Below are 25,540 nucleotides of genomic sequence, written 5' to 3'. Positions count from 1 at the left end.
GTCAATGTCGTCTTCCCGTGATCTATGTGGCCGATCGTTCCCACGTTTACGTGCGGCTTGGTCCTCTCAAATTTCTTCTTGGCCATCAGACAATACCTCCAGAAAAATTTATATAATAGCTTTAGTCTATTATGGAGCCCACGACCGGACTTGAACCGGTGACCTCTTCCTTACCAAGGAAGCGCTACTACCTACTGAGCTACGCGGGCATAGCGTTATAAAACCAAACAGCAATTATACTTATTATCAATAAAATATGTACTATGTTCTTAAAACAATTATAACCCCAGCCCCCCCCTGACGCCCGACCCTCGATACCTGACCCCCCGTTCTGGAGCGGGAAACGGGATTCGAACCCGCGACCCTCAGCTTGGAAGGCTGATGCTCTAGCCAACTGAGCTATTCCCGCAAGTTAAATGGTGGAGGGGGGAGGATTTGAACCTCCGAAGGCTGAGCCGTCAGATTTACAGTCTGATCCCTTTGACCACTCGGGAACCCCTCCACATCCTCACGATTAAGATTACTAAGAATTCCGACCTTCCCGCCTTATAATCCCTGCCCCCCTGCCCAATGAAATTGCTGACCGTGCCCCAAAGCACCCTGGCCCTCTACTTAAAAATCCCTCACCCCAATCCTCCCGACCTCCAATCCCCCGGCCCACCACAAAAAGTATTCCTAACCCCCCCAACTCACCCAAACCCCCAACTCACCCAAACCCCCAACTTACCCGCCCCTCGACTCCAAATTTGCCCGACCCCCCGACCCCTCCCGTGATTGGAGCTGGCGATGGGATTTGAACCCGCAACCTGCTGATTACAAATCAGCTGCTCTACCGTTGAGCTACGCCAGCAATAATCTAACAATCTTACAATTTTATATTGAATATTTTTTTATGTCAAGCTTTTTTTAGATAATTTCTACGTTGATTTTATAAATTAGGTCTCTTATAATTGGGACTTTCCTAAAAAAACCGAATCCAAATGACTAATGTAAGGCCTTATAAAAAGACGGACAGAGAAGAAGTTCTCCACGTCTGTTACAAGACCGGTTACTTCGGAGAGGACGCCACTCCCCACTTCGGCGACGGGATTTTATTCGGTCTTATCTTCGCCTCGTACTATATTGATTACGAGCCGGAAAACTGTTTCGTCGCCGAGGCCGACGGCACCGCTGTAGGATATATTATAGGAACCCCCGACACGATAAACCAGAAGGGGGAATACAACCGCCGTATCATCCCGAAGGTCTTGAAGCGCATGTTCTCGAGAACCCTCGTCTCCCACCCGAGGGACGTCATGTTCATTTTAGGTCTCAGGGGCTACGGGAGGTTCGAGGAGGAGCTTTATGCCGGTGACCTCCTCGAGAAATATCCTGCCCACCTGCACATCAACCTCCTCCCGGAGCACCAGCGGGGCGGCCTGGGTGGGATGCTGATTGATGCTTTCGAGGGAAGGATGAGAGAGGAAGGCGCCTGTGGAATTCACCTCGTCACCACGGACCAAAATAGAAAAGCCGTCCCTTTTTACAGGAAGAACGGCTACGAGATAGTAAGGGAGCTTCCGAACATCCTATGGGAGAGGAAATCGAAGCCGGGCACAAAGGCTTTGGTGTTTGCTAAAAGGATATAAAGCCCGGACTTCTGCGATCCCCCCACCGAATATTTGACTGGGCCCTCCCTGCCTTCGATTAAATATTCTCACCATCCACATCTTCGATGATCCTCTCCGCCGCCCGCCTTGGATCTTTATCCGCTGTTATGGGTCTTCCGATCACTATGTAGTCGGCGCCGGCGTTAAGGGCCTCCGCCGGCGTCATGACACGTCTCTGGTCGTCCTTCTGCGACCATGTCGGGCGCACCCCCGGCGTCACTATGAGGAAATCGGCCCCGAGGATTTCTCTTACGGGTCGAATCTCGTTGGGAGAGCAGACAACCCCGTCGAGGCCGGAATTTTTGGCAGATTTCGCAAGATTCACCACCGAATCCCCGATCGATCCAGAAAAGCCGATCTGGCGAAAGCCCTCCTCGTCAATCGAGGTCAAGACCGTCACGGCAAGCAGCTTCGGCCGATTTTCGGACTCCGCCGCCGTCTTGGCGGCCGCCCGCATCATCTCTTCTCCACCCGCTGCATGGACGTTCAGCATCGAAACGCTTAAATTCAAGGCGCTCGAAACGGCCCCTACCACCGTGTTAGGAATGTCATGGAACTTGAGGTCCAGGAAAACCTTTGCGCCGTTTTCGGTGACCATTTTTACGGCGCCCGGGCCCGAGGAAGTGAAGAGCTCGAGCCCCACCTTGAAAAAGGAGATTATACCCTTAAGGTAGCGAACCAACTCCTCGGCGGTTTTTAAATCCGCATAATCGAGGGCGACTATTATCCGCTCCCCCGCATTTTTATCTTTTGTCGTATCCATCTAAAAAAGTGTCGAGCAGATCACTGTTTCTCTCAATCCTCTTCCGCTCGGAGTGGATGATTTCAAAGACATCGTGAACCGCCCTTTCAAGGTCGTTATTGACAACGAGGTAATCGAATTCGTAGGCCTTCTTTACCTCCTCCTTGGAGTTTGCGATCCTCCTCTTGATGTTCTCGTCGCTGTCCGTCTCCCTTTTTACCAGCCTCCTTACAAGCTCATCAACGCTGGGAGGTAAAATAAAGATAGAGACGGTCTCTATCTTCTCTTTTATCTTCACCGCCCCTTGAACGTCGATGTCGAGGACCACATCCGTCCCACTTTTTATATATGGAATCACCTCGTCTCTGGACGTCCCGTAGAGGTTCCCGTGGACGTTGGCCGTCTCCAGGAATTTATCCTCGCCCTCCATCTTTGCAAACTCGCCCTCCGAGACGAAGAAGTACTCCTCCCCATTGCGCTCCTTTCCCCGGGGCTTTCTTGTGGTGTTGGAGATGCCGACGTGAATATCCGGGAACTCCCTTGCCACCCTCGACGCGATCGTGGTCTTTCCGGCGCCCGAAGGTGCTGAGAATATAAAGACCGTTCCCCTCTTTGTCATGTGATTCCTTAAAAACATCCAAAATAAGTCTTAAATTTAAACGATGAAGGCCGTTCAAATCCCAAGAGAAAATTTCCTATTTATTTGAAACGGGAAAGTCCACCTCTCCCCCCTGGGAGGATTCCAGGCGCTGGGCTATCGTCTCGGTCTGGATGGCCGACAGGATAACGTGGTGTGAGTCGGTAATTATTATAGACCTCGTCTTCCTTCCGTGAGTCACGTCGATCAGCGCCCCGGCCTTTTTCGCCTCCTCCCTGAGCCTCTTTACAGGAGACGAGTCCGGGTTGATAATCGCCACTACCCGATTCACCATGACCGTGTTTCCAAAACCGAGGCTTAACAACTTGAACTTCATTTTATATATTACCTTCGCTCACCGTTCAATAATGTTACTCGATATTTTGTGCCTGCTGTCTCATCTTCTCTATCTCGACCTTCGCCCTGACGACAAGTCCCGATATACTCTCAACCGTCGCCTTGCTCCCGATGGTGTTTATCTCCCTTGACATCTCCTGGAGGAAGAAGTCGAGTTTTTTCCCGGCGGGGCTTCCGTCATTTAAGGCTTCCTTAAAGCCCTCCATGTGGCTTTTCAGCCTCACCAGCTCCTCGGTTATGTCGGAGCGGTCGGAGTATATGACCACCTCCTGCTCGATCCTCTCTGGGTCGACCTTGATCTCCAAAAGCTCGTTGATCCTCCTGTTAAGGCGCTCGCGGTAGCCCCCGACCATCCCAGGGGCCGCTTTTTCGATCTCGGCCGTTATCTCCCCTATATTTGCAAGGCGATTATCTAAATCCTCTCTGAGCCTTCGCCCCTCCCGCTCCCTCTCCCCGGCCAAGCCATCGAGAACTCCGTTAAGGGCCGATTCAAACTCCCCCCACAGCCTTTCCATATCCCCCGGGTCGTCGGCCAGATTGACGACTCCCTTCATCCGAACGAGGGTATCCAGACTGATCTCGCCCTTTATATCGAGATTGTCCCTCAACGCACCAAGAATGCCCACATACTCCCCCGCTAGATCGATGTCGACGCAGGGTCTTCCCGCCCTTACCTCCCCTGGGACCTCGCCCACATAAAGCTCTATCCTCCCCCGCTCAAACCGCTCCTTTATTCTGTTTACGATCTCAAACTCCCAGGGATCGAACTTGTTAGGGAGTTTTACCCTGACATCGAGGTATCTGTGGTTAAAGGACTTGACGCTGATATGATACTTGCCGCCCTCACAATCCCAGCTCCCCTCGCCGTATCCCGTCATGGAGCAGATTTCACTCACTTTATATTCTCCGCCTGTTTATCAATCATCCGGCTATTTTATCCAAACCGAATGTCCGTGTCAATTATTACGTTGCCGTGCATGTGAAGTAGATGTCAACGTATTTCATTTAGATTCCCTTCCACCGTTCAATGACTTTGACGCCTTTAAACTTTCACAATACCTAATTGCAATATTTAATGGGCGGGTCTGAAACCCGCCCAAATCAAAATTTACAGCTCAATGAGTATTTGAATAGTAGAACAAAAAGAATTTTTGCGATGCCGCCATGCCTTAATCCCGCCAAACAAGGGGGAAGAAAACAGCTCGATTACTTACCCCGCCTGACCCCTTTTCTCCTCGTCGCCCCGATCCCTTCCAGCCCGTCCTTGCCGTTCACCGCCGAAAGGATCACGTCCTTGAGCTTCGCGCCGGAAACCACGGCCGTTCCGACCTCCCCGACCACGACCCCCGCAGCGTAGTTCGAGATGAATGCGGCGTCCCGCATCGTAGCCCCGGAGGCAACGGCAAGGGTAAGGGCGGATATAACGGTATCGCCAGCGCCTGTGACGTCAAAGACCTCCCTTGCAACGGTGGGGATGTTGACAACGTCGCCACCCTCCTCGAAGAGGGTCATCCCGTCCTCGCCCCTCGTTATTAGGACGTTCTTGCAGTTCAATATCTCCAGAATGGCCTGTCCCGTCTTAAGGAGCGAGTCCTCGTCGACTATCTTTTTTCCGACGGAGCTTTCCGCCTCATAGTGGTTGGGGGTGACAACGGTAACGTTCCTGTAAAAGGGGAAGTTTTCAACCTTAGGGTCGACGGAGAGGATCAGGTTGTTTTTTTCCGAGATCTCCACCAGCTCCCCGACCAGCCCGGCCTCGATCACCCCCTTGCCGTAGTCCGCCACCACAATTGCGTCGATCTCGCCGGCGAGAGAGCGCGTATATTTTAAAATTGCGTCGGTTACACCTTCCGGAACGGGGGCCTTGTTCTCCCTGTCAAACCTGACCACCTGCTGGTGATGGGCGATGACCCTGGTCTTTATCGTTGTGGGCCTCCCCTTGTCTTTTACAATTCCTTTGGTCTCCACCCCGATTCTTTTAAGCTCGTCCGTCAAGAGTCTTGCCATATCGTCGTTTCCGACGACGCCGGTAACAAAGACCCTCCCCCCCAATGCGCGGATGTTGTTCACGACGTTTGCCGCACCTCCCAGAACCCGCGTCTCTCTCTGAACCTCCAGAACCGGCACCGGCGCCTCCGGGGAGATCCGCTCGACCTTTCCCCAGATGAACTCATCCACCATAACGTCGCCGACGACAAGGACCTTCGCCTTTGAAAATTTGTCAACGAAGTCCACAAGGTCGGCCGTGGGATATATCTCTTCAATCGTCATTTTTAATATCTTCCATTGGACAGTCAACTATTCAAAAAGAAACCGGCAGCACCAAAAACCGTGAATTATACGCCGTTGACCCCGATCATTCCATCCCAATCTAAATCACCCACCTGACAAAGAACGGTGTACAAAAACGGCCCGTTCCTTCGGGGATTGCGAAAAATCACTCGCCCCCCCCCGCCCAACGCACAAAACGACAAGAATCCCCGCCGTCCCGTCTAAGACCATCCTCCCCCAAACGAATATTATTCCCGCGCAAGAGTCTATTTTGAAATTCCACGGAGCCCCCAGGATATAGGCCTTCCCACGAAAAACCATCGCACGAGCCTCTCGTACCTCCTGACCCTCTCCCTTACGGAGCGGACGAGACAGAGCGTCAGGATACACACAAGAAGACTTATGATCAAACTTATAAAGACTTTTAAAAAGAGACCCACGCTGAACGTAAATGCGTATACAGCGGAGTGGTGCTTCTTCATGTAGATCATCGAGGAGATGAAGTATTCAATCTTCGACCTTCTCGGATAACGCTTCGCCGTCTTCCCCTGATGGTGGATTATCCTCACGTCGGTCAAGATAGAGACACGGTAGCCGCCCCTTTTCATGCGGAGACACCAGTCCGTCTCCTCCATGTAGAAAAAGTATCTCTCATCGAGGGGGCCGATTTTATCGATGGCGGACTTTCTCACCACCATCAGCGCCCCTATGACCGAATCGACGTCTATCGGCTCGTTCATCTCGCTTACCTTCCCCGGATACTTCGTTGGGAAGAGGAGCTTCAATAGCGATTTATTGAAAAGCTCGGTCAATATGCCCGGAAAGGCGGCGGCACTGTTCTGAGGCTTGCCGTCGGGGCCGATCAGCTCGCCGCCGCAAATCCCCACATCGGGATTTTCGTCCATGTATTTGGCTATCTTGTCCAGAGCGGTCGGAGTCAGCTCGGTATCGGTGTTCATCAATACGATATATTTGCCTTTTGATTTTTTAATACCCTTATTTATGGCGGCGGCAAATCCCAGATTCCTATCGTTTTCGATGACATATATTTCGGAAAATTTTTCCTTTATGAAGCTTACGCTGTTGTCCGTCGAGCCGTTGTCGGACACTATTATCTCGTAGTCACCCTTCTTCACGTTTTTAGCAATGGACTCGAAACAGGGCGTAAGAATATCCTTGTTATTGAAGCTGGCTATAATAAATGAGAAGCGAAGCACTGCTAAAATTCCCCCATTTAGCTATTTATATAAAAAAACTATGGTCTAAATAAAAAAATCCACCGTCCGCGAAAGTCCCTCCTTGAAGCCGACCTCTACTTCATAGCCGATAAGTCTTTTCGCCTTTTCAATACCGCCGAGGGAGTCTTTGACATCCCCCTCCCTCGGTGGATCGTGGATCGGCTCTAAGTCTACCCCCACTATTTTTCCTATAGTCTTAGCAAGCTCTTTGACCGTCAGGTTCTCTCCCGTTGAGATGTTTACAATCTCCCCGGAACAGTCTTCCGCCTCAGCCGCCAGGAGGTTCGCCCTGACAACGTTTTTCACGAAGGTAAAATCCCTCGACTGTTCTCCGTCCCCGTGAATTATCGGCGGCTCCCCCTTTGCAAGCCTCGTTATAAACTTTGGGACCACGGCGGCGTATTCCGATTTCGGGTCCTGTCTCGGCCCGAATATGTTGAAGTAGCGAAGCCCCAGGGTGGGAAGGCCGTAAACGTAATAAAAGACCCGGGCGTAATGCTCCCCCATGAGCTTCTGGGCGGCATACGGGGAAAGGGGGTTCGGCGTCATATCCTCGACCTTCGGCAGGGTCGGCGTGTCGCCGTACACAGAAGAGGAAGACGCATAGACGAACCGCTTTACCCCTTCATCCCTGGCCGCAATAAGGAGCTCCAGGGTGCCGTTTACGTTGACGTCGTTTGTATATTTCGGCTCCGCCACGGACCGGGGCACGGAGGGCACCGCCGCCTGGTGGAGGATCACATCCACGCCGCTAACCGCCTTCCTCACAATATCGGTATCCCTGATATCCCCCTCTATAAAGGTGATGTCGCCCATAAACTCCCCTATATTTTCGACCTTCCCGCTGTAGAGGTTATCCAGAACCCGCACCTCTTCCCCTCTCTTAACGAGCTCCTCGACTATATGGGAGCCTATAAACCCCGCTCCCCCTGTAACCAGAAATCTCATATATCTCTTTCCTCTGTTTATAAAATAGCCGCGGCCCTTCTGTACGATACCCCGAGATCTATACATATCTTCTGAATATCGAGAACGGCGTCCTCGGAGATGTTTCTTACGGCAATGATCACCTCGTCCACCTCCCTCTCCGCCACAACCTTTTTAAGCTCCCCCCTCGTTCCCAAGACCTCAACCCCGTTTATCTTCAGGCCCACCTTTTTCAGATCATCGTCGATGAATCCGAGTGGCCTCAAGTTCAGGCCCTCGTTATTCAATATCTCCTTCAAAACGGCGTTTCCCGAATCGCCGGCGCCGAAGATAATCACCCTCTTGTCGGCCCTCTTCGCCTTGTGATGCGTAAAGTACTCCTTGAATCCCCTGAGGCTCGCCAGCCTCGCGGAGGTGAAAAAGACCAAGAGGAGGAAGTAAACGACCATCACCGACAGCGAATATCCCTCAAAGAATGTGAATAGGAAAAGGACTATCATCGACGCCAGGGTCCCCACGAGGGCCGCCTGAACAATCTTTACTATGTCCCGAAAGGCCACGTACATCCACAGACCCCGGTAAATCCCGAAGAAGTAGAACGACACCATCTGGGCAAAAATAACGATCGGGAGTGACTTGGCAATGAGGATACCCTCTTCCATCCCTATGTAGCCCTCCCGAATTATAAGATACGCGAGCATATAGGAGACCACTATTATCAGGCAGTCGGCCAGAATCTCCCCGAATCTCTCCCTCCTTTCCATTAAAAACGACATCAACGGGCGTCGTCCCTCTATTAACTTCCCCTCCCCACTCAGCTTCTTCAGCTCCTTTATATCCACACCGGCAAGAAAAACCCCCAAGAGGATCAGAAAGATGAGGGATATGATAAGGAGCGACGTAATCAGCAGGAAATCCACCTTTGGGGACGCATAGAGCACCGCAAATATTCCAAAGACCAGAGAGAAGACGTAGATCAGAAGTACGGTGTTCCTCTCCGAGAGCCCCAGGATGACCATGCGATGGGACGTGTGGTCCCTCCCCCCCTGGGAGATCGGGCGCCCCGAAAGAGCCCGTAGGATCGTAACGAAGGTGGTGTCGAAGATAGGGACCGCCATCACGAGGACCGGGACCACCATGATGATAATGAGATTTGACATCTGCGCCATGGTGCCCACGATCGTTATCACCGAGAGATAAAACCCTATAAGGAGCGCCCCGGAGTCGCCCAAAAATATTCGGGCCGGCTTGAAATTGTATCTGAGAAATCCAAGCGCCGCGCCAGTCATTATCGCCGACAGGATCGCCGTGTGAGTCCATCCCATGATAACGGACAGGAGGAAGATGCAAATCGACGATATCGCGGCGGTTCCGGAGGAGAGGCCGTCCATGTTGTCAATGAGGTTGTAAGCGTTGGTGACGGCGATAATCCAGAAGATTGTCAGGGGAATACCGATAAACGGGTTGAAGAACTCGGACGACACCCCGTATATGACGACGACAACGGCCGCCACAACCTGGAAAAATATCTTCGTCCTGGGCTTTATGTACCTGAAATCGTCCACAAGCCCGAGAATGAAAATGATTGTCATGCCGACCAGAAGCCCCAGAACGACCGACGGCGACATCCAGAGGAGGATCTCCTTGGCCAGGGGACCCGTTTTTTCAAGTCCAAACCCGGAGGCAATTATGGGCCAAAAAAAGATCAATATAGGCACAATTAGGGCTGCATAGACGGCGACCCCCCCCATCTTCGCCGTGGGCTCTTTATGCCACCTGTCCTCCTTCGGCTTCTCCATCCATCCCATCCTCTTCGCCACGGAGATCATAATCCTCGTTCCAAAAAGGGAGAGGGTGAGGGCCAAACCGAAGGCCAGACCGGCCGTTGTAAGAAGTTTATCCATCTATTTTCCGCAATACTCCACGACATCCCTTATGATGTCATCGATGTTTTTCTCGGGGATGTAACCGACAAGCTCATTGGCCTTTGCGAGGTCGGGCTTGCGCCTCTCCATATCCTCGAATCCGCTCCCGTACACCTTTTCGTAGGGTATATGCTCTATCTTAGACTTACTGTTCGTATACGCGATTATCTTCTCGGCAAGGTCGTTGATGGTAATCTCGTCGGAGCTCCCTATATTCACGATTTGACCCACCGCTTTATCGCAGTCCATGAGAGCCATGAGCGCCCTGGCGACATCCCTTACGTGGGTGAAACATCTCGACTGCGTCCCGTCCCCGAAAACGGGAAGGGCCTTGCCCAGAAGCGCCGACTGAACAAAGGTCGGTATTACCATCCCGTAGCGTCCCGTCTGGCGGGGGCCCACGGTGTTAAAGAGGCGGACTATGGTAACCGGAAGCCCCTTTTCGTCGTAGTAGGCGAGGGCAAGAAACTCGTCCACCGCCTTGGAGCAGGCGTAGGCCCACCTCCTCTTGCTCGTGGGGCCAAGCAGAAGGTCGTCGGTCTCGCTCAGGTCAACCCCCCCCTTCTTGATGTCCATGGCCTTGCCATATACCTCCGAAGTCGATGCAATGATGATCCTCTTTTTGAAGAGGTTCGCCATCTTGAGGGTTACCTCGGTCCCCCGAACGTTGGTCTCGATTGTCTCGACGGGGTTTTCCATGATAAGCTTAACGCCCACGGCCGCCGCCATGTGGTAGATTACGTCGCATTTGCCGACAAGCTCGTTCATCACTCCCTCGTTCAAGACCGAGTCCGTAACGAGATGCAGCCTCTCATCGAAGCGGATATGCTCGATGTTTTTGAGGCTTCCGGTGGAGAGGTTGTCGATTATGTAGACCTCATCGTTCTTTCCGAGGTGTCCCTCTGCCAAATAGGAGCCGATGAACCCGGCCCCGCCTGTAATCAATACTTTCATGCCACATCCAAAGATTTTATATAAAGATTTTCTATATCCTTTACCAGCCTCTCACTCCCGAAGTTTTTCCGCGCAAAATCCCTCGCCCTTCCGACCGTCTCCCGGGCCGGGCCGCCCTCCGAAAGGGCGATGGAAATGGCCCGGGCCAGGCTCTCTCCTTTTCCTGGAGGTATAATGATCCCGCGCTCGACTATATCGATACCATTTGCCATCCTCCCCTTCGCATCCCCCCCCAGAAGCTCCGGGACACCCCCAACGGCGGTGGCCACAACCGGGATGCCCGACGCCATCGCCTCTATGACCGTGACCGGCGTCCCCTCGTTGTTGGAGGTAAGCACCAGAAGGTCGAGGGCATCGTAGACCTCCCCCATCTCCCTTACCCAGCCGGTGAACTTGACCCTTCCTTCAACCCCCAGCCTTTCGGCATATTCCTCGAGATCCTCCTTGAGCTCCCCGTCCCCCACGACGAGAAACCTCGCCGGCACGGACCCGCCCCCGTTGAGGTAGATCGAGGCCCCGTCAAGAAAGAGGCGGTGGTTCTTTATGGCGGTGAGTCTCCCAACGATGCCCACGAGCTTCTCCCCCTTCTTCAATCCCGCATCCTCTCTCAACCGCCCGCCGCTTCCCCTCGAATCTTCGATGAACTTAAAGTCGAACCCGAGGGGCACTATCTCGATCTTCCTCTCAGGAACCACCCCGTACTTTCGGGTTATATCCTCCTTCTGGCTCTCGTTTAAGACTATCAGCCGATCACAGAAAAGGGCCAGCGTTTTTTCGATATATTTAAAGACCCGGGTCATCACCGGGCCGAAATATCCATAGAAAAAATGTCCGTGAAAGGTGTGAAACATCTTAATCGTCTCTCCCTTAAAAATCAAGACAAACTTTGAAAGGGCGCCCGCAAGCCTCCCCAGCGTACCGGCCTTTCCGAGATGCGTGTGGATAATATCAGGCTCCTCCCTCAAGATCAGGGAGAGGAGACGGAAAAAAGCCCCTATATCCTCAAACATGCTTATCTCCCTGCCGAGACCCGGTATAAATATCGGCTCTACACCGTACCCCTCCGCAAGGTATCCCATATCCCCCTCGTTTTCCCCCACCTCTCCGGTTACGAGAACGCTCTCGAAGCGCTCGGGATCGAGGTATTTCGTCAGGAGCACGGCGTGAATCGCCGGCCCCCCCACGTTAAGCCTCGTGATGATTCTTAAAACCTTTATCCTCTTCATCCAAATATTCTTAAGACGCCTTAAATATTATTTAAATCGAGCGGTCCCAACAACCAATTAGACATCTCACAAAAACAAACTATCTGTCCCCGAAGAGCTCGGAAAAGAGGTCCTCCCCGTCCTCGATGACATCCCCTTTATCCGAGACGAACAACAGTTCCTCCCCCCTAACGATCTTTTTTACCTCCCTCTTTATCCTTTCCCTCTCGGCAGCTCCCTCAGCGGCATCAAGATACCTCTCAAAAAAAGACTTTCTGTCTTTCGCCCCTATAACCTTCGGCGTGGAGAGGTAGAGCTGAGAGAGGTTTCTCGCCCTCCTCCTCACGTTGACGCCGGAGGTGAAGGACACATCGTCGAGATCGATCAGGGAAAAGATATATCCTCCCCCCTCTTTCTTGACGCCGATGTTTGTCCCCTTGAGGTCCCTGTGATATATCCCCATCCTGTGCAGGGACCCTATTACTCCCGCCAGACCGGCAAGCAGCCCCTCCTTCCCGTTTTGGCTCTCTTTGAAGGCATTCAATATAAACCTGTCGAGCTCCCTGGCGGGCCTCAAAGACTCGGTGACGAAATAGATTTTTCCGGGGACAAAAAACCTCCTGACTATGACGAGGGCCAGGGGGAGGGGCGTGTTAAACCCCCTGACCGCAAGGCCCCGGGCCGACCGCCACGAGACGTGCCCTCTCGATCTCCCGACAGCGGCCCAGATCTTTTCCTTAATCGACAGCGTCTCGTACCCCTTTACGCAGACATCCACCCCGTCCCACTTGAAGAGCGCTACTCTCGCCTTCCTGTCTTCCTTCAACATAATGCCGCCGCCCTCGGAAAACTCCCCGATTGTCCCCATCAATTTGTCGACGCACACTCCCCTCATGAGATAAACGGTCCTTCCCCCCTTCTTTTCCACCGAGAACTCGCTGCTGTTCTTGAAGCAACGCCTGGTTCGGCTCTTGAGCCTCACCCCCTCCATCTTCGAAATCCTCTCCTTTATGAATTTCAGCGCTCCCTCGATCTCAAGCGAATTCTCCCCCCTTGCCTCCTCGTATCTCTTCAACAGCTCCCGGATGTCACCGTCATCCAAACCGGGGCTCAGGGAGTGGCAGACGGCCGCAATATTTTTGAGCGCCCTCTTTCCCCTCATCCCCCTCGGGAACGAGGAGCGGTGGAGGTCAATGACGTAAAGTTTATCCTTTTTTCCCCCGCCTTTTATAAGCAGGTTTCCCGCGTGGTAGTCCCTGTGGTGAAAGGAGGCGGCGTGGAGCCTTGCTGTTATCTCGGAAAGCGGCCCTATCAATCTTTCCCTCCCACTCCCTTGAGGGTCATCGCTTAAATCCCGAAAAACCTCGTCCAGCCTGGAAGCGTTATCGAGGACTCTGAATATTATGACCGCCCTCGACCGTAAAAAAGGCCCCAGACCGACGGCGATGACCTCGGGCGTGTCGATCCCCTTACCGGCAAGATACCTCGACGCGTCAAACTCCCTCTTCGCTCCGTGACCGAAGATGAGGCCCTTCAGAGTCAAGAGCGGCGAAAATCGATCCCGCTCCTTGAATGCCTTCACAAATAGCCGCTCGCCCTTGAATTCAACGAACCCGCGAATCCTGACGTTGTTCTCGTCGACGTTTTTAAGCACGCTCCCGTCCGTGAAATCGATATTTATTAGATCGCGATACCCCTCCCGGACGATCCACTTGAGTCCCCCGGATTCATATTTTCTGAAGGTCTCCTCCATCACCTCGGCTCCTTCACTTCCTTCCTGTAAATCTCCTCACCCTTCTGGTTCACGACCGTGACCGTGAATCCTTTGTCGGAAACGTCCATCACGAGAAAATGGTACCCCTTGTACGATTCCTCCATTACCCCCACGAATTTCGCGTAGAAGTTTTCGGGATTTATGTCGTACAGGGCGCCGCCGCCCCCGCCGGTCACGAAAAAGTCTATTCCGTTATGCGTCCTTCCCGCGACGAAGTGGTGATCGTGGCCCGAAATAAGGGCGGACACCCCGGCGTAACTCATTATCCCAAGAAAGTGTTTTAAAAGGAAACATCCCTTTCTATTTCCCTTAAAGCTTACAACCCCCTCGTGAGATAGGACGTAGATTCGCCCCCTCCCGGCGTCCTGGGCCGCCTTCATGAGTGTATCGGCAAACCATATCCACTGTCTTATCCCCCCCGACTCCACATCGAGGAAGATGAAAAGGTCTCCACAAATATTCTCCACATAGTACCGGTTTTTTTCGCCCCCGTCATCAGATTCTGAAAAGAATCTTTCGTATAAATGAACCCCATCCCCCCTGTCAAAGTCATGGTCCCCTATTACGGGAAAGACCGGCACATGGTCAAAGAGGTTTCGTCCAAGCTCGAAAAGAGAGTCCCACTCGTGCCTGTTTTCCCCCTCGCACACAAGGTCCCCGAGAAGGACGACAAAATCGGGAGACTTCCTCTCGATCAGAGGGGCCAGGGTTGAAAAAGGCTCTGCGGGGGCGTGGATATCCCCCACAAGCACAACCCTGTAGTCCCCCTCCGCCGGAAGCGTCTTAAATTTGCTCGTGTACAAGGACACCCCGTCCGCCAAAACCGAATAGCTGTACTCGGTCGCCGGCAAAAGCTCGTTGAGGACAACCCTGTGGGCTGTAGAGGCCTCCAGAACCGTAGACCTGATCCTCTCCGCACCCCCACCAACGACCAAAGCAATCCCTCCTACCGCGGCGACGTCTGTCTCCCAGAAGATCGTCATTCTATCGGCCCCCGGAAACTCCAAAACGGGCCCAATAACGATCTCGGCCGAATTCGCCCCGACGCCGAAGAGAACCGCAACCGCAATTGTAATTGATATTACGGCCGAAAAAAGGGCCTTTGACATCAATCCCTTCGGTAATCCGGCTTTATTTTCAGAAATTTTTGTTCCTCTCAAACGTCACTCCCCGGCTATCTTTCTCAAGACCTCGAGGTATCTCGGCGCCATGGCCTGAAGGGAGAAACCCTTCTCCACGAGCCTTCTCCCCGAGAGACCCATTTTTTCGATCAGCCCCCGGTCTTCGTAAAGACTCGACAGGCTTTTCACCCACTCGTCGTGATTTTCGGCTCTGAATCCGGTGTCGCCGTTAATCACGAGGTCGCTGTTTATCCCCACCGGAGACGCCACGGCGGGAACTCCCGTGGCCAGGTACTGTACCACCTTGAACCCGCACTTTCCCCTCGCCCAGATGTCGTCGGTCAGCGGCATAACCCCCACATCGAAGCTCTTGAGGTCAGCCTCAACCTCCTCCGGTATCCACTCCTTCTTTATCACATCGACCCCGTTCAGGTCGAAAAACTTGTCACACACTATCTTGAGCCTGACCCCTTTATATTTTCCGGCAAACTCCTCGAGGGCAGGGCCTATCGCCTTCAGGTAGTGGAGATTTGTCGATGTCCCTATCCAACCCACCGTGAAGCCGTCATTTTTTTCTCTTTTCCCTTTGTACTCCTTGATCCCGTATTCGTTTAGGTCAACGACCGTGGGAAAGATATGTATCCTCTCGGGCGTCGTGAACTTCGCGGCCAATCCGGCCAGGTAGCTGTTTCCCGCAAAGACGGCGTCCACGCTCTTCATCATGTTCCTGAACTTCCTCATTCTCCCCCTGGAATGCTGGCTCTTGTGCCGGGAGGAGCGGTACATGATCGCATCGTCGAAATCAAAGACACTCTTTTTCGCGTAGCGCTTCACGAAGAAGAGGTCCAGGGCGGTAAGAAGCTTCCTCTGTATGATCACGACGTCGAATTCCCTTAAGCGCCTAAAGGTCGAGAGCCTCTTTACCATCCCGCCGGGGACCCTGACGAGGGACACCTCGACTCCGTTTTCCTCGAAATAGGGGATGAACTCCTTTACCCGAAACCTCCCCTCGAATCCCTTGTGCATCAAAAATGCGAGACGTTTCATCTTAACACCGAGCCTAAAAGGTAACGATAGGGTCTCAGACTCAACGGCCTGAATCTTACGGCCTTCACGAAATGGCTCCTTCCCTCCTTGAGATCACCGATTTTCATATATTCCCTCCCGAGATAGATCTCAAGCTCTGACATCCTCTTTCTGTATTTCCCTTTTGATATCCTCTTCGGGTCGTAATATTTCTCAAGAAGCCTGATGGAGTTTTTCCTGAGGTCGACCTTGTCGTCGCTGAGGCGGCCGGCCCCCCTACCCACCCAGCCCAGGGGCGACTTCAGGTGGGCCGTGGGAAAAAAGCGGGTTATTCTGAGCCAGAGGTCGTAATCCTCCGCCCTCATCATCTCCTCGTTGAAAAACCCCACCCTGTCGAAGACCTCCCTCTTGACGACGACGGTGGGGGTGGGGACGATGCTCTTCATGTAGAGCACTCCGAACAGATCCCCCGATATCCAGCGCCCCCCTTTGATTCTTATGTCTCCCCCCATTGGGACCATAGTGGAGGAGACCATCCATATCTCCGGATTTTTCTCCAGGTAGTCCATCTGTATCTCGAGCTTTTCCGGGTGCCACAGGTCGTCGTCGTCCAGAAACGCAATGTAATCCCCCTTAGCCTCCAAAATCCCTCTGTTCCTTGCGGCGGAGGGGCCGTGCCTATTTGAACTCACCACCCTTATCATTATCAAATCTGACCCGGCAATCCCTTTAAGCGTCAATCTGTCGTCTCCGCCGTTCACCACGATTATCTCGTCCGGGAGACGACTCTGCGACAAAACGCTCCCCACGGCCTCCTTAAGCGAATCCCCCCTCTTTTTGACGTCGTGGGTGGGGATTACGACGGATATCGATACGCCTCTGTCCATTTACGCCCCGCCGAATCCCTTATTCGAAATAAGCCCCCTGAAGAAATTCTCAATCTTCTCCGCCTGAACCTTTACATCGAATCGACTCAGTCCCCTCTCCCTCGCTCCCCTCCCAAGTCTCTTCCTTAAGCCTTCGTCCCCTAAAAGCTTCAGCAATACCGTCTCCACGGCCATGCTGTTCGGCTCCATAAGGAGACCCGAAACGCCGTCCTCGACAATCTCTGGTATCATCCCCACCTTTGCAGCCGCTACGGGGATTCCGAGTCCCATCGCCTCCCTCAACGCCCTCGCCGTCCCGTCGGAGCCGGGCATCATGAAGACGAAGATGTCGATGACCTTCAGGGCGTCCCTGTAATATTTTGTCATATACCCCGGGGTTATGATCTTGTCTTCGATTCCGAGCCTCCGGGCGGGCTTGACAACGCTCTCTTCCATCTGGGAGCTCCTCCCGATCAGGAGGAGCCTCGCATTCGGGAATTTCTTGAGGACCTTTGCAAACGCCGAGATCACCACGTCGGTCTTCCTGTATTTCTGAAATCTCGCCACCATCCCGATGACCGGGGCGTCCCTCGGGATATTGAGCTCCGAGCGCATGTCCGCGGCGGGGAGGGCGGGGTCCCACCTGTCGAGGTCGAGGGCGGGATCGACCACAAGGATCTTATCCCTCGGGATCCGAAAATACCTCAGCAAAGAGGACGCCCCCGCCCTTGAAAACGTCACGACCCCGTCCGTGCCCCTGTTCATCAAAAAGCGGTTCCCGATGCCGCCCGATATAAAGTCGCGCTTGTGATCCGTCCTCACAAGGAGCGGCCTCGACAGGCTCCCCCTAATCGCTCTTTTGGCGATAAAGTGGTCGTGGGAGGAATGGGCCGATACGATATCCGCCGGTATATTGTCGATCAACCTCCGAAAGGAGTTAGTGTCCCTTATGATCGTTGGGATTCCGAACAGGTTTCCGGGCTTCGTTCGCCTGTCCCAGCTTACCGACCCGTCAACCTTTATTCCCATCTCCTTTGCATAAGATACGATGCTCTCCGCCTCCCCCGCCCCTTTCGGCGGGTAGGCCGCAGACAGGACAACTTCGTTTCCCCTCTCCATCAGCGCCCTCGTCTGTAAAAGAATCGGCTCCGAGGGCCCCGTCCACTTCCAATCCGCAAATACCTGAAGGATCTTCATATCAAACAAAAGAGCAAACAAAAATATCAAACGAAGGAGAGTACTTCACCTCCCCGTAATCAATCACGCTTTAAAGCAGTTCAACGCCTCGATCACCCTTTCCACCTCGCCGTCTTCGAGCTCCGGGAACACAGGGATCGAGATTACCGTGTCGGCCAGCTTTTCCGATACGGGGAAGTCCCCCCGGCCGTACCCGAGGTCTTTATACGCGTTTTGGAGGTGGATCGGCCTCGGGTAATGAATCCCACAACCCACGTCCTCCCGTTTGAGGTGGTCGATGAGCGTCACCCTCTCTTCAGTCTCGATTACGTACAGGTGATAGATGTGGCGGGTGTACTTTATCTCTCTCGGCAGTATAAATTCGCCCTTTATTCCTGCGTCGTATTTCTTTGCTATCTCCCTCCTCTGTCCGTTGTCGCGGTCGAGGGCCTTGAGCCTCAGCCTCAACACCGAGGCCTGCAGGTCGTCCATCCGGCTGTTCATCCCCACATCCTCGTGGATATACTGAGAGCTCTGGCCGTAGTTCCTCAAACTTCTTGCCCTCTCGGCCAGCTTGTCACTGTCGGTGACTATCATCCCCGCGTCGCCGAGGGCGGGGAGGTTCTTCGTCGGATAGAACGAGAACGCGGCTATATCGCTCATTGTCCCCGCTTTTACCCCCTTATAGAGGGCGCCGTGGGCCTGGGCGCAGTCCTCGAGGACAAAGAGGCCGTTCTTTTTTGCAATATCGTTGACGGCGTCCATATCCGCCGGCCCGCCGTAGAGGTGGACGGGAATGATCCCCTTTATTTCGCCCTCCCCCTTAGCGCCGCCTCCTCCCGACTTAAGAAGCTCCTCCAAGAGGTAGGGGTCCATCGTGCGGGATACCGGATCGACGTCCACAAAAACCGGCCTCCCGCCCGCCCTTGTTATAGCAGCGGCGGTGGGAAAGGCGGTGTTCGGGACCGTCACAACGCCGTCCCCCGGACCTACTCCCAAGACCATAAGGGAAAGGGTCAGGGCGTCCGTCCCGGAGGCCACGGATACGGCGTGCTTTATCCCAACGTATCGGGCGAACTCCTCCTCAAAGGCGGAGACCTCCCCGCCCAGGATGTACCACCCCGAATCGACGACCCTTGTCATGGCCGATACTATCTCATCCCTCAACGCCGCCGCGCCCCTCTTTGGATCGGAGACCGGAATCATTTATCTTTAACCTCTTCGTCTCGTCTGGACACGTGCCAGTATTCCCAAAGCTTAGCGTATTTCAGGAAAACGTAATACGCATTGGTCACATCTATGACCAGCCCCGGGATGCCCCCTAAAAATCCGAGCCTGAAAAAGTAATCCCTAAAAAAACGGAAGAGGGGGTTCAGGATGAGCTTTGAAATACTCGGCTTCCTTTTGGCCTCTACCATATCCATCACAGCCATCCTCGAATAGAGGTCCATTGTCTTTATCTGGTCGGATATATCGCTGTAGGTGTAATGAAGGTAATAGTTTTTGAACTCCCCCACCTTCCCTTTAAGATGAACCTTGGCGTGGAGTCCCCCCTCCCATCTCCCCATATCCTTTTTGTAAAGACGAATCTCGTAATCCCTCGACCAGCCGCCGTACTTTATCCACTTTCCGAGAAAGTAGGTCTTTCTGTGGGCGATGTAACCGTCCTTTTCAGGCTCACCATTTTTAAACAAATCCTTTATCTCCTCGACCAGCTTGGGAGACACCTCCTCATCGGCGTCTATAAAGATCGCCCAGCGGTTCTTGGTCAAATCCTGGGCGTGTTGATATTGTTCCCTGAAGCCTGGCCAGTCCCTGTGATAGACCCTGTCGGTGAACTCCTTCAATAACTCGAGGGTGCCGTCGCTGCTGCCGGAGTCCACGGCGACTATCTCGTCCGCCCAGTCCGAAACGCTCAATAGGGCCTTTTTTAGCGTTCGGATATTGTCCTTGGTAATTATATATACCGAAATCGGAAGCTTATCACCCTTCATTACGGTCACTCCTGAAAAGGGTTTTTATGAACTTTAATAATTCAGTCAATCTTGCACTCAACCTGAAAGGGAAACAACCTTGTCGTATATTTGTACCACTCTGTCGATATTTCTATCGAAAGAGAGTCTCTCTCCAAATCGTTCGGCCGCCCGATGCGCCCTTTTACGGAGGCCGTCGTCGAAATAGTAAAGGAGGGCCCGGGCGGACTCGTCTTTATTCCTTGGATCGTCGATGACCCATCCCGTCTCCTTGGACTCGATCAATCCCGAGGCCCCGTTCTTTTCGGTCGTCACAACAGGCAGTCCCGAAGCAAGGGCCTCGATAACGGTAAGGGAGCAGGAGTCATAGAAGGTCGGGTGAAAATAGATGTCCGCCGCGGCATACAGGGGGACGAGGTCTGGCACATAATCGATAAACCGAACAAGTTCATCCACCTCAAGCCTCCTCGCCACCCTCAAGTATCTTCGGGGATTGTCCCGTCCGACGACCATAAGCCTGAATTTGCCGCGGCCCTCCCCGGCCCGCTCCCTCAAGACGGGCAGAAGCTCGATCGCCGGGAGAACCCCCTTCAATCTAAAGTTGTTCGAGACGAGAAGAATTATGATCTCGTCCTCTCCTATCCCGAGACGCTCCCTCTCCCCTGCGCGGTATAGCTCCCTTTTCTTTGTTGAGAACCTCCCCATGTCCACACCATTATACACCACTTCTATCTTCTTTTCATCAACGTTGTGATATTTAACAATATCCCTTTTGACCATCTCCGCTATCGCTATAATCGCCTTTACCCCCATATCCCCGTACTGGCGCCTCTGGAGGGAAAGGATCAGGTGGTGGCGCGGCGAGAGGAGCCTCTTTATCCACGCAAGCCGCCTCCCGATCCCGGACTCTCTGGAGTTGTCGTCCCCATCTATCCACGACTGCTCGACGCCGGAGTGGGGGTTGAGGACGTTAATCCCGGTGTTGTACCCCACGGCGTGGACTATATCGTAATCCCCCCTCTCTATCTCCCTCTCAACCCCCTCCACAAAGGTGTAAAGCCTCAAAAACTTGGGATACCGGACGGCCGGGATGATGTGTATATTAATCCTCTCGTCGTCCGTCCTCCCGACCCTTGCAAGGACGTGCACCTCGAATCCCCTGTCGGCAAGACCCCTGCAGAGATCTCTTGCGTACCCCTCGGCCCCGCCCCTTGCAGGGTCGAATTTATCAATCACAAAAGCGACCTTATATCCCATAAGCGATCGCCTTTCGGTATCCCCCCAGGAGCCGGATCACCTCGTCCGCCACCTCCTCGGGGGTAATCCCCTCGAAGCAATCCCCCCGGGTACAGCCCTTCTTCCTGCAGGGGCTGCAGTCTGTAGGCCTTCTTATCATGACGAAGGGCGTCTTTACGTAAGGCTCGTTCTCAATCGGGTCGGTCGGCCCGAATATCGCAACCACGGGCGTCCCCACAAAGGAGGCGATGTGCATCGGGCCCGTGTCTCCCCCAACATAGACGTCCGAGCGGCGGTACAGCTCGGCAAGCTCCCTCAGCCTCATGGGCCTGTCCAAGATCGTGGCCCCATGTTTCATACCGTCCCTAACCTCCCTGGCCGTATCCTCCTCGCCCGGCCCAAAGGTGATGATTACCTCAGCCTTAAGCCTCGAAACAAGGATGTCCGAGAGAGCGGCGTAGCGCTCCGCCCCCCACCTCTTATAAGGTGTCCTCGGCGATGTGCTCGGATGAACTACTATCCTCGGCCTCTCCCCGGAGAGATACTCCGCCTCGATAATGTCCACAACCTTCCTGTCTTCCGGCGTCGTCCCGATATGAATCTCGGGCACACCGTCCACTCCCGTCAGCCCCTCGGTCAGCAGGAGGTTTCTCGTAATCCTCGAAAGCTTCGGGACCGGAAGCTTTATCTTCCTGTTGTTGAACAGGTGGTTCAGCTCCTTCGAAAAGCCCTTCGCAAAACCGAGCCTTACCGGGGCGCCGGAAAAAAACGAGATTAACCCGCTCTTTAACAGACCGTGATAATCGAGGGCGACATCGAAAGAACTTCGTCTCAACTCCTTCGAGAATTTTACGAATTCGCCAACGGCGCCGAAAAAAGTCCAGGGCCTTCCAAGCTTTCTTAATATTCTCTTTTTGGGAAAGACAATGATCTCATCAATCTCCCCCATCCCTCCGAGGATATCCGACGCGGCCTCTTCCACAACCCACGATATTTTTGCCATGGGAAAGCGCTTGCGCAAAAGACCAAGAGAGGGAAGCACCCTGATTACATCCCCGATGGCGGAGAGCCTAATGATGAGAATACTCTCTATCTCCTTTTTATCTATATCTGAGGTCATTGCCCTTATCTTTAAAGTCAAGAGAAGGCAACCTTCCGTATTTCATCGGCCGCCCGCCTTTACAATCATACCTGTTACAATATATATTCGAAATTTAATTACTACCACAGCGTGCCCAAAATGGCAATACAAAAAAGGGGTAAAAAACTCCGTAAAGTCCTTGACAAAATTGAAATATCCAAACATTATGAATTAACATTATGGTATAAAATCAAGATCAACCACCCGGTTTAACTATTTAACATGAAAGAACGAAATTTAGCGGAGGAAACGATGTTTAAAAGGATAAAGAAGGCGCCATCTTTGTGTCTCTTCGGCCTGATGGCCGTTATGATTCTCGTATCGCTAATCTCATGTACGGATCAAAAGATAATCTCCTTCGGTCTCGAGGCGAGAGACCTCGTGGTATCCCGGGAAAGGGGCGGGGAAAAGGCAAGTCCCCCCGTTTTCAAAGCCGGCGAGCAATTTTATATGCAATTCGAGATTTCGGAATACGACCTGGACGAGGCCGGAAACGCATGGATACAGGAAGATCTGACGATGATAAGCGGCGACGGGAAGATTATTCTAAACGAGTCCAACATCATTGACGAGAAGGTAAAGCCCCCGGAAGGCACGGAGTGGTGGCGTGTAACAAACAAGATCACGCTTCCGGAGGTGGTCGAGCCGGGCAAGGTAACGATAGAGATAAACGTAAGGGACAAGATCGGGGGGGGAACCCTCTACATCAGAAAAACGATTGAGGTTGAAAAGGAATAGGGGAAAAAGGGGGTTTCCAATAACTTCTATTTCATTACGGAGCGGGTGAGCGTAAAGACCCCCACCCTCTCCGCCCCAGCATTCTTGAGGACCTTTGCACATTCGGATACCGTTGATCCCGTGGTAAAGACGTCGTCAACGAGAAGTACCCTTTTTTTGTGAAAGGCCCTCCCCCTGACGGCGAAGGCCCCCTTTACGTTGACCTTTCGCTCCTCCATTGAAAGGGTGGTCTGGGGAACCGTATATCTCGTCCGGACGAGATCGGCTCGGTTTATGGAAAGTTTGCCGCCACACCTCCTCTTCAACTCCTTTGCGATCTCCAAGGACTGATTGAACCCCCTCTCGTAGAGCCTCTTTCTGTAGAGGGGAACGGGGGCCATGAGGTCGAATGCGGCGGGGTCGAGGGTTCCGGGAATGCCCCTATTCCCGAAACATGCGCCCTCCCTCAGGGCCAAGACGGTCAAGGGCCCGGCGAGGCTTGCCCTTCCGTAATATTTGAACATCTTTACGGCCTCGAGGACGATCCCGCCGTAGACAAAGGCCGACCCGGCGACGTCGAACGGTGGCTTCATACCCGCACAGTTTTCACAGACAATAATATCGCTCCCGGCCGTTCCCTCGACGCCGAAGAGGGGCTTGCCGCAGATCGAGCAGTATGGCGCCTCGATCCCTTCAACCTCCGCCAGGCAAGACTTGCAGGCAAACCCCCCTCCCTCCGGCAGAATCTCTCCGCATCCGATACAGAGGGGTGGAAAGAGGAGGTCTGCGACAGCGGAGAGGACGCCCTTAAGCGCTACCCCGCCTTTTGAAATTCGGATCTTCGGCCTCACGAGCCAACAAGCCTCTCTGAAAAAATCCTTTTGTTTCTAAAGCCGCCGAGGGGAATCGGTCCGCTTCCCGGCGTTGTTATCTTCCAACTCTGCGAAAATATCAATCTCCAATCTATACGAAATCTCTACACTTGATGCCGAAGGATAAAGGCCCCTCCCTTCATGACCATCTTCACATCCTTCATCACGCCGATATCCGAGAGGGGATCCCCCTCGACCGCCGCAAAGTCGGCGTACTTACCCGCCTCGATAGTCCCGATATCGTCGGCCATGTCTATTATTTTTGCGTTTGTGGCCGTTGCGTTCTTGAGTATCTCGAAGTTGGAGAACCCAGCGTTGCTCAGATGTTCAAGCTCCTTGTGGTAGAACCCGAACAATCCCGTCATGGTGCCCCCTAGATCGGTCCCCACGCCCACCGTGGCTCCCATTCTCCTCAACCTCGAAACGTTCTCGACCAACGTCGGGAAGAGGGGAACCATAAGCTCGTAATTGTAGTAGCCCCTCTCGAGATAATCATCCGGGGGATAGGGAAGCGAGGTTTCGATTTTTACGGACTCCATTACCTGACGCAGCGGCTCCTCCTCGAGGTATTTACGGCCGTTCTCCGTCAACCAGGCAAGAATCTCCTTCATCTCGAGGGCGTCCCCGAAGGCCATCATCGTGGGGAGTATCGCCATATCCTTCTCGATGAAGGTCTCGATTGCCTCTTCCGGGATCAGCTTGTCGTTGGGACAGTGTTCCAGGGTGTGAATCCCCATCTCGACGCCCTTGAGGAAATCCTCAAGGAAGGGCTGATGCATACAGATTTTCTTGCCCCGCTTTTCTCCCACCTCCAGGAGCGCCTTCAAATACTCGTCGCTGGGCACGGTCGGCTTTGACCTGAAGGTATAGGAGACCGACTGGTACCCGGTCTTGAGCCAGTCCGCCCCAAGGTCGCACATCTCGTTTGCCACCATCCTAACCTCCTCCGGGGTCGTGATCCTCTCGACGAACTGGCCCCCCATGAAGAACTCTACGGCCGGATTCAGGTGAGGCACTCCCTCCGGCGGACCTGTGGGGGTGGAGATAAACGAGTTGGCGCACAGGATCCTCGGGCCGGGGAGATCGCCGGCGTTGACCCTGTCGCGGAAGCCCTGGATCTTCTTCGGAAACGCCCCCACGTCCCTCACGGTGGTGACGCCGGAGAGGATACAGCTCAAGAGATTCCTCTCGATCTGGGCGGAAGTGCTCGTTACGGCGGCGAAGGTCGGATCGCGGACGAAGGGAACGGTGATGTGGACGTGGTTGTCGATGAGTCCGGGGATCAGGGTCAGCCCGTTGAGGTCGACCGGCTCGAATCCCGAGTACTTTTCCACATCCCAGCCGGTCTCGATGTCGATAATCCTGTCGTCCTCTATCAGAATGACCTTATCTTTCTTCAGACCGTTTTCAATTCCGTCAAAGAGGAGGAAGTTGTGGAGCGCCTTTTTTCCTAAGGCCGGCGCGATCTTCTCCTTCGGGCCGGTGCAGCCGGCTGGGAGTATTCCCCCAAAAAGGAGAGACGCCGTCGCAAAGGAGGTGGAGAGGAGGAACTCCCTTCTCAACATCCTCACGTCCTCCAATCCCAAAATTCCCTTAAATGATTTGTCCTTAGATTTACTCATTTTTAATTCCCTTTATAAAATGTGTTTCTTAAATACTGTGTTACTTAATGTGTTTTACTTAAAGGCAGCCCGCCCCCCGAACGATTTTTATTAGGCAAGAAAAATCCGCAT

The 25,540-nt window shown here is 53.4% G+C and carries 24 protein-coding genes and 4 tRNA genes; 2 read left to right on the top strand and 26 right to left on the bottom strand.

Annotated elements, in window-relative coordinates; translation table 11 throughout:
- From JW984_01005 to JW984_00985, 5 genes are all read right to left on the bottom strand, one after another.
- Positions 1-86 (bottom strand): elongation factor Tu (locus tag JW984_01005; GenBank protein MBN1571754.1); only part of this gene is annotated, 86 nt, incomplete at its 3' end.
- Between the two features lie 46 nt (positions 87-132).
- Positions 133-209, bottom strand: a tRNA-Thr gene (locus JW984_01000).
- Positions 210-332: 123 nt separating this feature from the next.
- A tRNA-Gly gene (locus JW984_00995) sits at positions 333-409 on the bottom strand.
- Positions 410-417: 8 nt separating this feature from the next.
- Positions 418-502 (bottom strand) — tRNA-Tyr (locus JW984_00990).
- Positions 503-775: 273 nt separating this feature from the next.
- Positions 776-850, bottom strand: a tRNA-Thr gene (locus JW984_00985).
- 130 nt (positions 851-980) lie between these two features.
- Here JW984_00985 and JW984_00980 point away from each other — a divergent pair.
- Positions 981-1,628 carry a GNAT family N-acetyltransferase gene (locus JW984_00980; protein ID MBN1571753.1) on the top strand — a complete coding sequence of 216 codons (648 nt, stop codon included), beginning with the start codon at positions 981-983 and terminating at the stop codon, positions 1,626-1,628.
- A gap of 58 nt (positions 1,629-1,686) precedes the next feature.
- Here the strand turns inward: JW984_00980 and pyrF are convergent, their stop codons facing one another.
- The 19 genes from pyrF to JW984_00885 all read right to left on the bottom strand — a co-directional run bounded on the left by pyrF (position 1,687) and on the right by JW984_00885 (position 22,197).
- Positions 1,687-2,412 (bottom strand): orotidine-5'-phosphate decarboxylase, encoded by a 726-nt coding sequence (gene pyrF, locus JW984_00975; protein ID MBN1571752.1) that lies wholly within the window; start codon positions 2,410-2,412, stop codon positions 1,687-1,689.
- Entirely contained in the window at positions 2,393-3,010 is a 618-nt protein-coding gene (gene gmk, locus JW984_00970) for a guanylate kinase (GenBank protein ID MBN1571751.1), read from the bottom strand. Before gmk ends, pyrF begins: the two co-directional genes overlap by 20 nt.
- Positions 3,011-3,086: 76 nt before the next feature.
- On the bottom strand, positions 3,087-3,365 hold the full coding sequence (locus JW984_00965; protein ID MBN1571750.1) for a DUF370 domain-containing protein: 279 nt from the start codon (positions 3,363-3,365) through the stop codon (positions 3,087-3,089).
- Between the two features lie 34 nt (positions 3,366-3,399).
- Positions 3,400-4,281 (bottom strand): YicC family protein, encoded by an 882-nt coding sequence (locus JW984_00960; protein MBN1571749.1) that lies wholly within the window; start codon positions 4,279-4,281, stop codon positions 3,400-3,402.
- 310 nt (positions 4,282-4,591) lie between these two features.
- Complete coding sequence (gene rfaE1, locus JW984_00955; GenBank protein MBN1571748.1) at positions 4,592-5,656, bottom strand: D-glycero-beta-D-manno-heptose-7-phosphate kinase; 1,065 nt, start codon at positions 5,654-5,656, stop codon at positions 4,592-4,594.
- A 266-nt stretch (positions 5,657-5,922) separates the two neighbouring features.
- Complete coding sequence (locus tag JW984_00950; GenBank protein ID MBN1571747.1) at positions 5,923-6,873, bottom strand: glycosyltransferase family 2 protein; 951 nt, start codon at positions 6,871-6,873, stop codon at positions 5,923-5,925.
- 45 nt (positions 6,874-6,918) lie between these two features.
- Positions 6,919-7,842, bottom strand: a complete 924-nt coding sequence (locus JW984_00945; protein ID MBN1571746.1) for an SDR family oxidoreductase — start codon at positions 7,840-7,842, stop codon at positions 6,919-6,921.
- A 17-nt stretch (positions 7,843-7,859) separates the two neighbouring features.
- Complete coding sequence (locus tag JW984_00940; protein ID MBN1571745.1) at positions 7,860-9,725, bottom strand: hypothetical protein; 1,866 nt, start codon at positions 9,723-9,725, stop codon at positions 7,860-7,862.
- Positions 9,726-10,700, bottom strand: coding sequence for a GDP-mannose 4,6-dehydratase (locus tag JW984_00935; protein MBN1571744.1), 975 nt, complete (start codon positions 10,698-10,700; stop codon positions 9,726-9,728).
- Positions 10,697-11,926 carry a glycosyltransferase gene (locus JW984_00930; GenBank protein MBN1571743.1) on the bottom strand — a complete coding sequence of 410 codons (1,230 nt, stop codon included), beginning with the start codon at positions 11,924-11,926 and terminating at the stop codon, positions 10,697-10,699. The genes JW984_00935 and JW984_00930 overlap by 4 nt, the downstream gene beginning before the upstream one ends.
- Positions 11,927-12,005: 79 nt before the next feature.
- Entirely contained in the window at positions 12,006-13,661 is a 1,656-nt protein-coding gene (locus JW984_00925; protein ID MBN1571742.1) for a hypothetical protein, read from the bottom strand.
- Positions 13,658-14,788 carry a metallophosphoesterase gene (locus tag JW984_00920; GenBank protein ID MBN1571741.1) on the bottom strand — a complete coding sequence of 377 codons (1,131 nt, stop codon included), beginning with the start codon at positions 14,786-14,788 and terminating at the stop codon, positions 13,658-13,660. Before JW984_00920 ends, JW984_00925 begins: the two co-directional genes overlap by 4 nt.
- A 54-nt stretch (positions 14,789-14,842) precedes the next feature.
- Positions 14,843-15,847, bottom strand: coding sequence for a glycosyltransferase family 4 protein (locus tag JW984_00915; GenBank protein MBN1571740.1), 1,005 nt, complete (start codon positions 15,845-15,847; stop codon positions 14,843-14,845).
- Positions 15,844-16,713 carry a glycosyltransferase family 2 protein gene (locus JW984_00910; GenBank protein MBN1571739.1) on the bottom strand — a complete coding sequence of 290 codons (870 nt, stop codon included), beginning with the start codon at positions 16,711-16,713 and terminating at the stop codon, positions 15,844-15,846. The genes JW984_00915 and JW984_00910 overlap by 4 nt, the downstream gene beginning before the upstream one ends.
- Entirely contained in the window at positions 16,714-17,889 is a 1,176-nt protein-coding gene (locus JW984_00905) for a glycosyltransferase family 4 protein (protein ID MBN1571738.1), read from the bottom strand.
- 63 nt (positions 17,890-17,952) lie between these two features.
- Positions 17,953-19,074 carry a DegT/DnrJ/EryC1/StrS family aminotransferase gene (locus tag JW984_00900; GenBank protein ID MBN1571737.1) on the bottom strand — a complete coding sequence of 374 codons (1,122 nt, stop codon included), beginning with the start codon at positions 19,072-19,074 and terminating at the stop codon, positions 17,953-17,955.
- Positions 19,071-19,862: a glycosyltransferase family 2 protein gene (locus JW984_00895; protein ID MBN1571736.1), complete on the bottom strand. Its 792-nt coding sequence runs from the start codon at positions 19,860-19,862 to the stop codon at positions 19,071-19,073. The genes JW984_00900 and JW984_00895 overlap by 4 nt, the downstream gene beginning before the upstream one ends.
- A gap of 57 nt (positions 19,863-19,919) precedes the next feature.
- The gene (locus JW984_00890) at positions 19,920-21,098 is read right to left on the bottom strand and encodes a glycosyltransferase family 4 protein (GenBank protein MBN1571735.1); all 1,179 of its coding nucleotides are present in this window, start codon (positions 21,096-21,098) and stop codon (positions 19,920-19,922) included.
- Positions 21,088-22,197, bottom strand: coding sequence for a glycosyltransferase family 9 protein (locus JW984_00885; GenBank protein ID MBN1571734.1), 1,110 nt, complete (start codon positions 22,195-22,197; stop codon positions 21,088-21,090). The genes JW984_00890 and JW984_00885 overlap by 11 nt, the downstream gene beginning before the upstream one ends.
- Before the next feature lie 273 nt (positions 22,198-22,470).
- Here JW984_00885 and JW984_00880 point away from each other — a divergent pair, with 273 nt between their 5' ends.
- Complete coding sequence (locus JW984_00880; protein MBN1571733.1) at positions 22,471-22,956, top strand: hypothetical protein; 486 nt, start codon at positions 22,471-22,473, stop codon at positions 22,954-22,956.
- A gap of 26 nt (positions 22,957-22,982) precedes the next feature.
- Here the strand turns inward: JW984_00880 and JW984_00875 are convergent, their stop codons facing one another.
- Positions 22,983-23,786 carry a ComF family protein gene (locus JW984_00875; protein ID MBN1571732.1) on the bottom strand — a complete coding sequence of 268 codons (804 nt, stop codon included), beginning with the start codon at positions 23,784-23,786 and terminating at the stop codon, positions 22,983-22,985.
- 125 nt (positions 23,787-23,911) lie between these two features.
- Positions 23,912-25,429, bottom strand: a complete 1,518-nt coding sequence (locus JW984_00870) for an amidohydrolase family protein (GenBank protein ID MBN1571731.1) — start codon at positions 25,427-25,429, stop codon at positions 23,912-23,914.
- Positions 25,430-25,540 lie beyond the last annotated feature (111 nt).

Source organism: Candidatus Zymogenus saltonus, assembly GCA_016929395.1.
Classification (GTDB): Bacteria; Desulfobacterota; Zymogenia; order Zymogenales; family Zymogenaceae; genus Zymogenus; species Zymogenus saltonus.
This window is presented reverse-complemented; position numbering and strand designations above follow the sequence as displayed.

Coding starts and splice junctions, on each gene's coding strand:
- JW984_00965 (MBN1571750.1), bottom strand. CDS start 3,365: ATGAAGTTCAAGTTGTTAAGCCTCGGTTTTGGAAACACGGTCATGGTG.
- JW984_00945 (MBN1571746.1), bottom strand. CDS start 7,842: ATGAGATTTCTGGTTACAGGGGGAGCGGGGTTTATAGGCTCCCATATA.
- gmk (MBN1571751.1), bottom strand. CDS start 3,010: ATGACAAAGAGGGGAACGGTCTTTATATTCTCAGCACCTTCGGGCGCC.
- rfaE1 (MBN1571748.1), bottom strand. CDS start 5,656: ATGACGATTGAAGAGATATATCCCACGGCCGACCTTGTGGACTTCGTT.
- JW984_00880 (MBN1571733.1), top strand. CDS start 22,471: ATGTTTAAAAGGATAAAGAAGGCGCCATCTTTGTGTCTCTTCGGCCTG.
- JW984_00935 (MBN1571744.1), bottom strand. CDS start 10,700: ATGAAAGTATTGATTACAGGCGGGGCCGGGTTCATCGGCTCCTATTTG.
- JW984_00920 (MBN1571741.1), bottom strand. CDS start 14,788: ATGTCAAAGGCCCTTTTTTCGGCCGTAATATCAATTACAATTGCGGTT.
- JW984_00910 (MBN1571739.1), bottom strand. CDS start 16,713: ATGGACAGAGGCGTATCGATATCCGTCGTAATCCCCACCCACGACGTC.
- JW984_00905 (MBN1571738.1), bottom strand. CDS start 17,889: ATGAAGATCCTTCAGGTATTTGCGGATTGGAAGTGGACGGGGCCCTCG.
- JW984_00890 (MBN1571735.1), bottom strand. CDS start 21,098: ATGGGATATAAGGTCGCTTTTGTGATTGATAAATTCGACCCTGCAAGG.
- JW984_00915 (MBN1571740.1), bottom strand. CDS start 15,847: ATGAAACGTCTCGCATTTTTGATGCACAAGGGATTCGAGGGGAGGTTT.
- JW984_00870 (MBN1571731.1), bottom strand. CDS start 25,429: ATGAGTAAATCTAAGGACAAATCATTTAAGGGAATTTTGGGATTGGAG.
- JW984_00885 (MBN1571734.1), bottom strand. CDS start 22,197: ATGACCTCAGATATAGATAAAAAGGAGATAGAGAGTATTCTCATCATT.
- JW984_00980 (MBN1571753.1), top strand. CDS start 981: ATGACTAATGTAAGGCCTTATAAAAAGACGGACAGAGAAGAAGTTCTC.
- JW984_00930 (MBN1571743.1), bottom strand. CDS start 11,926: ATGAAGAGGATAAAGGTTTTAAGAATCATCACGAGGCTTAACGTGGGG.
- JW984_00900 (MBN1571737.1), bottom strand. CDS start 19,074: ATGATTCCGGTCTCCGATCCAAAGAGGGGCGCGGCGGCGTTGAGGGAT.
- JW984_00940 (MBN1571745.1), bottom strand. CDS start 9,725: ATGGATAAACTTCTTACAACGGCCGGTCTGGCCTTCGGTTTGGCCCTC.
- pyrF (MBN1571752.1), bottom strand. CDS start 2,412: ATGGATACGACAAAAGATAAAAATGCGGGGGAGCGGATAATAGTCGCC.
- JW984_00895 (MBN1571736.1), bottom strand. CDS start 19,862: ATGAAGGGTGATAAGCTTCCGATTTCGGTATATATAATTACCAAGGAC.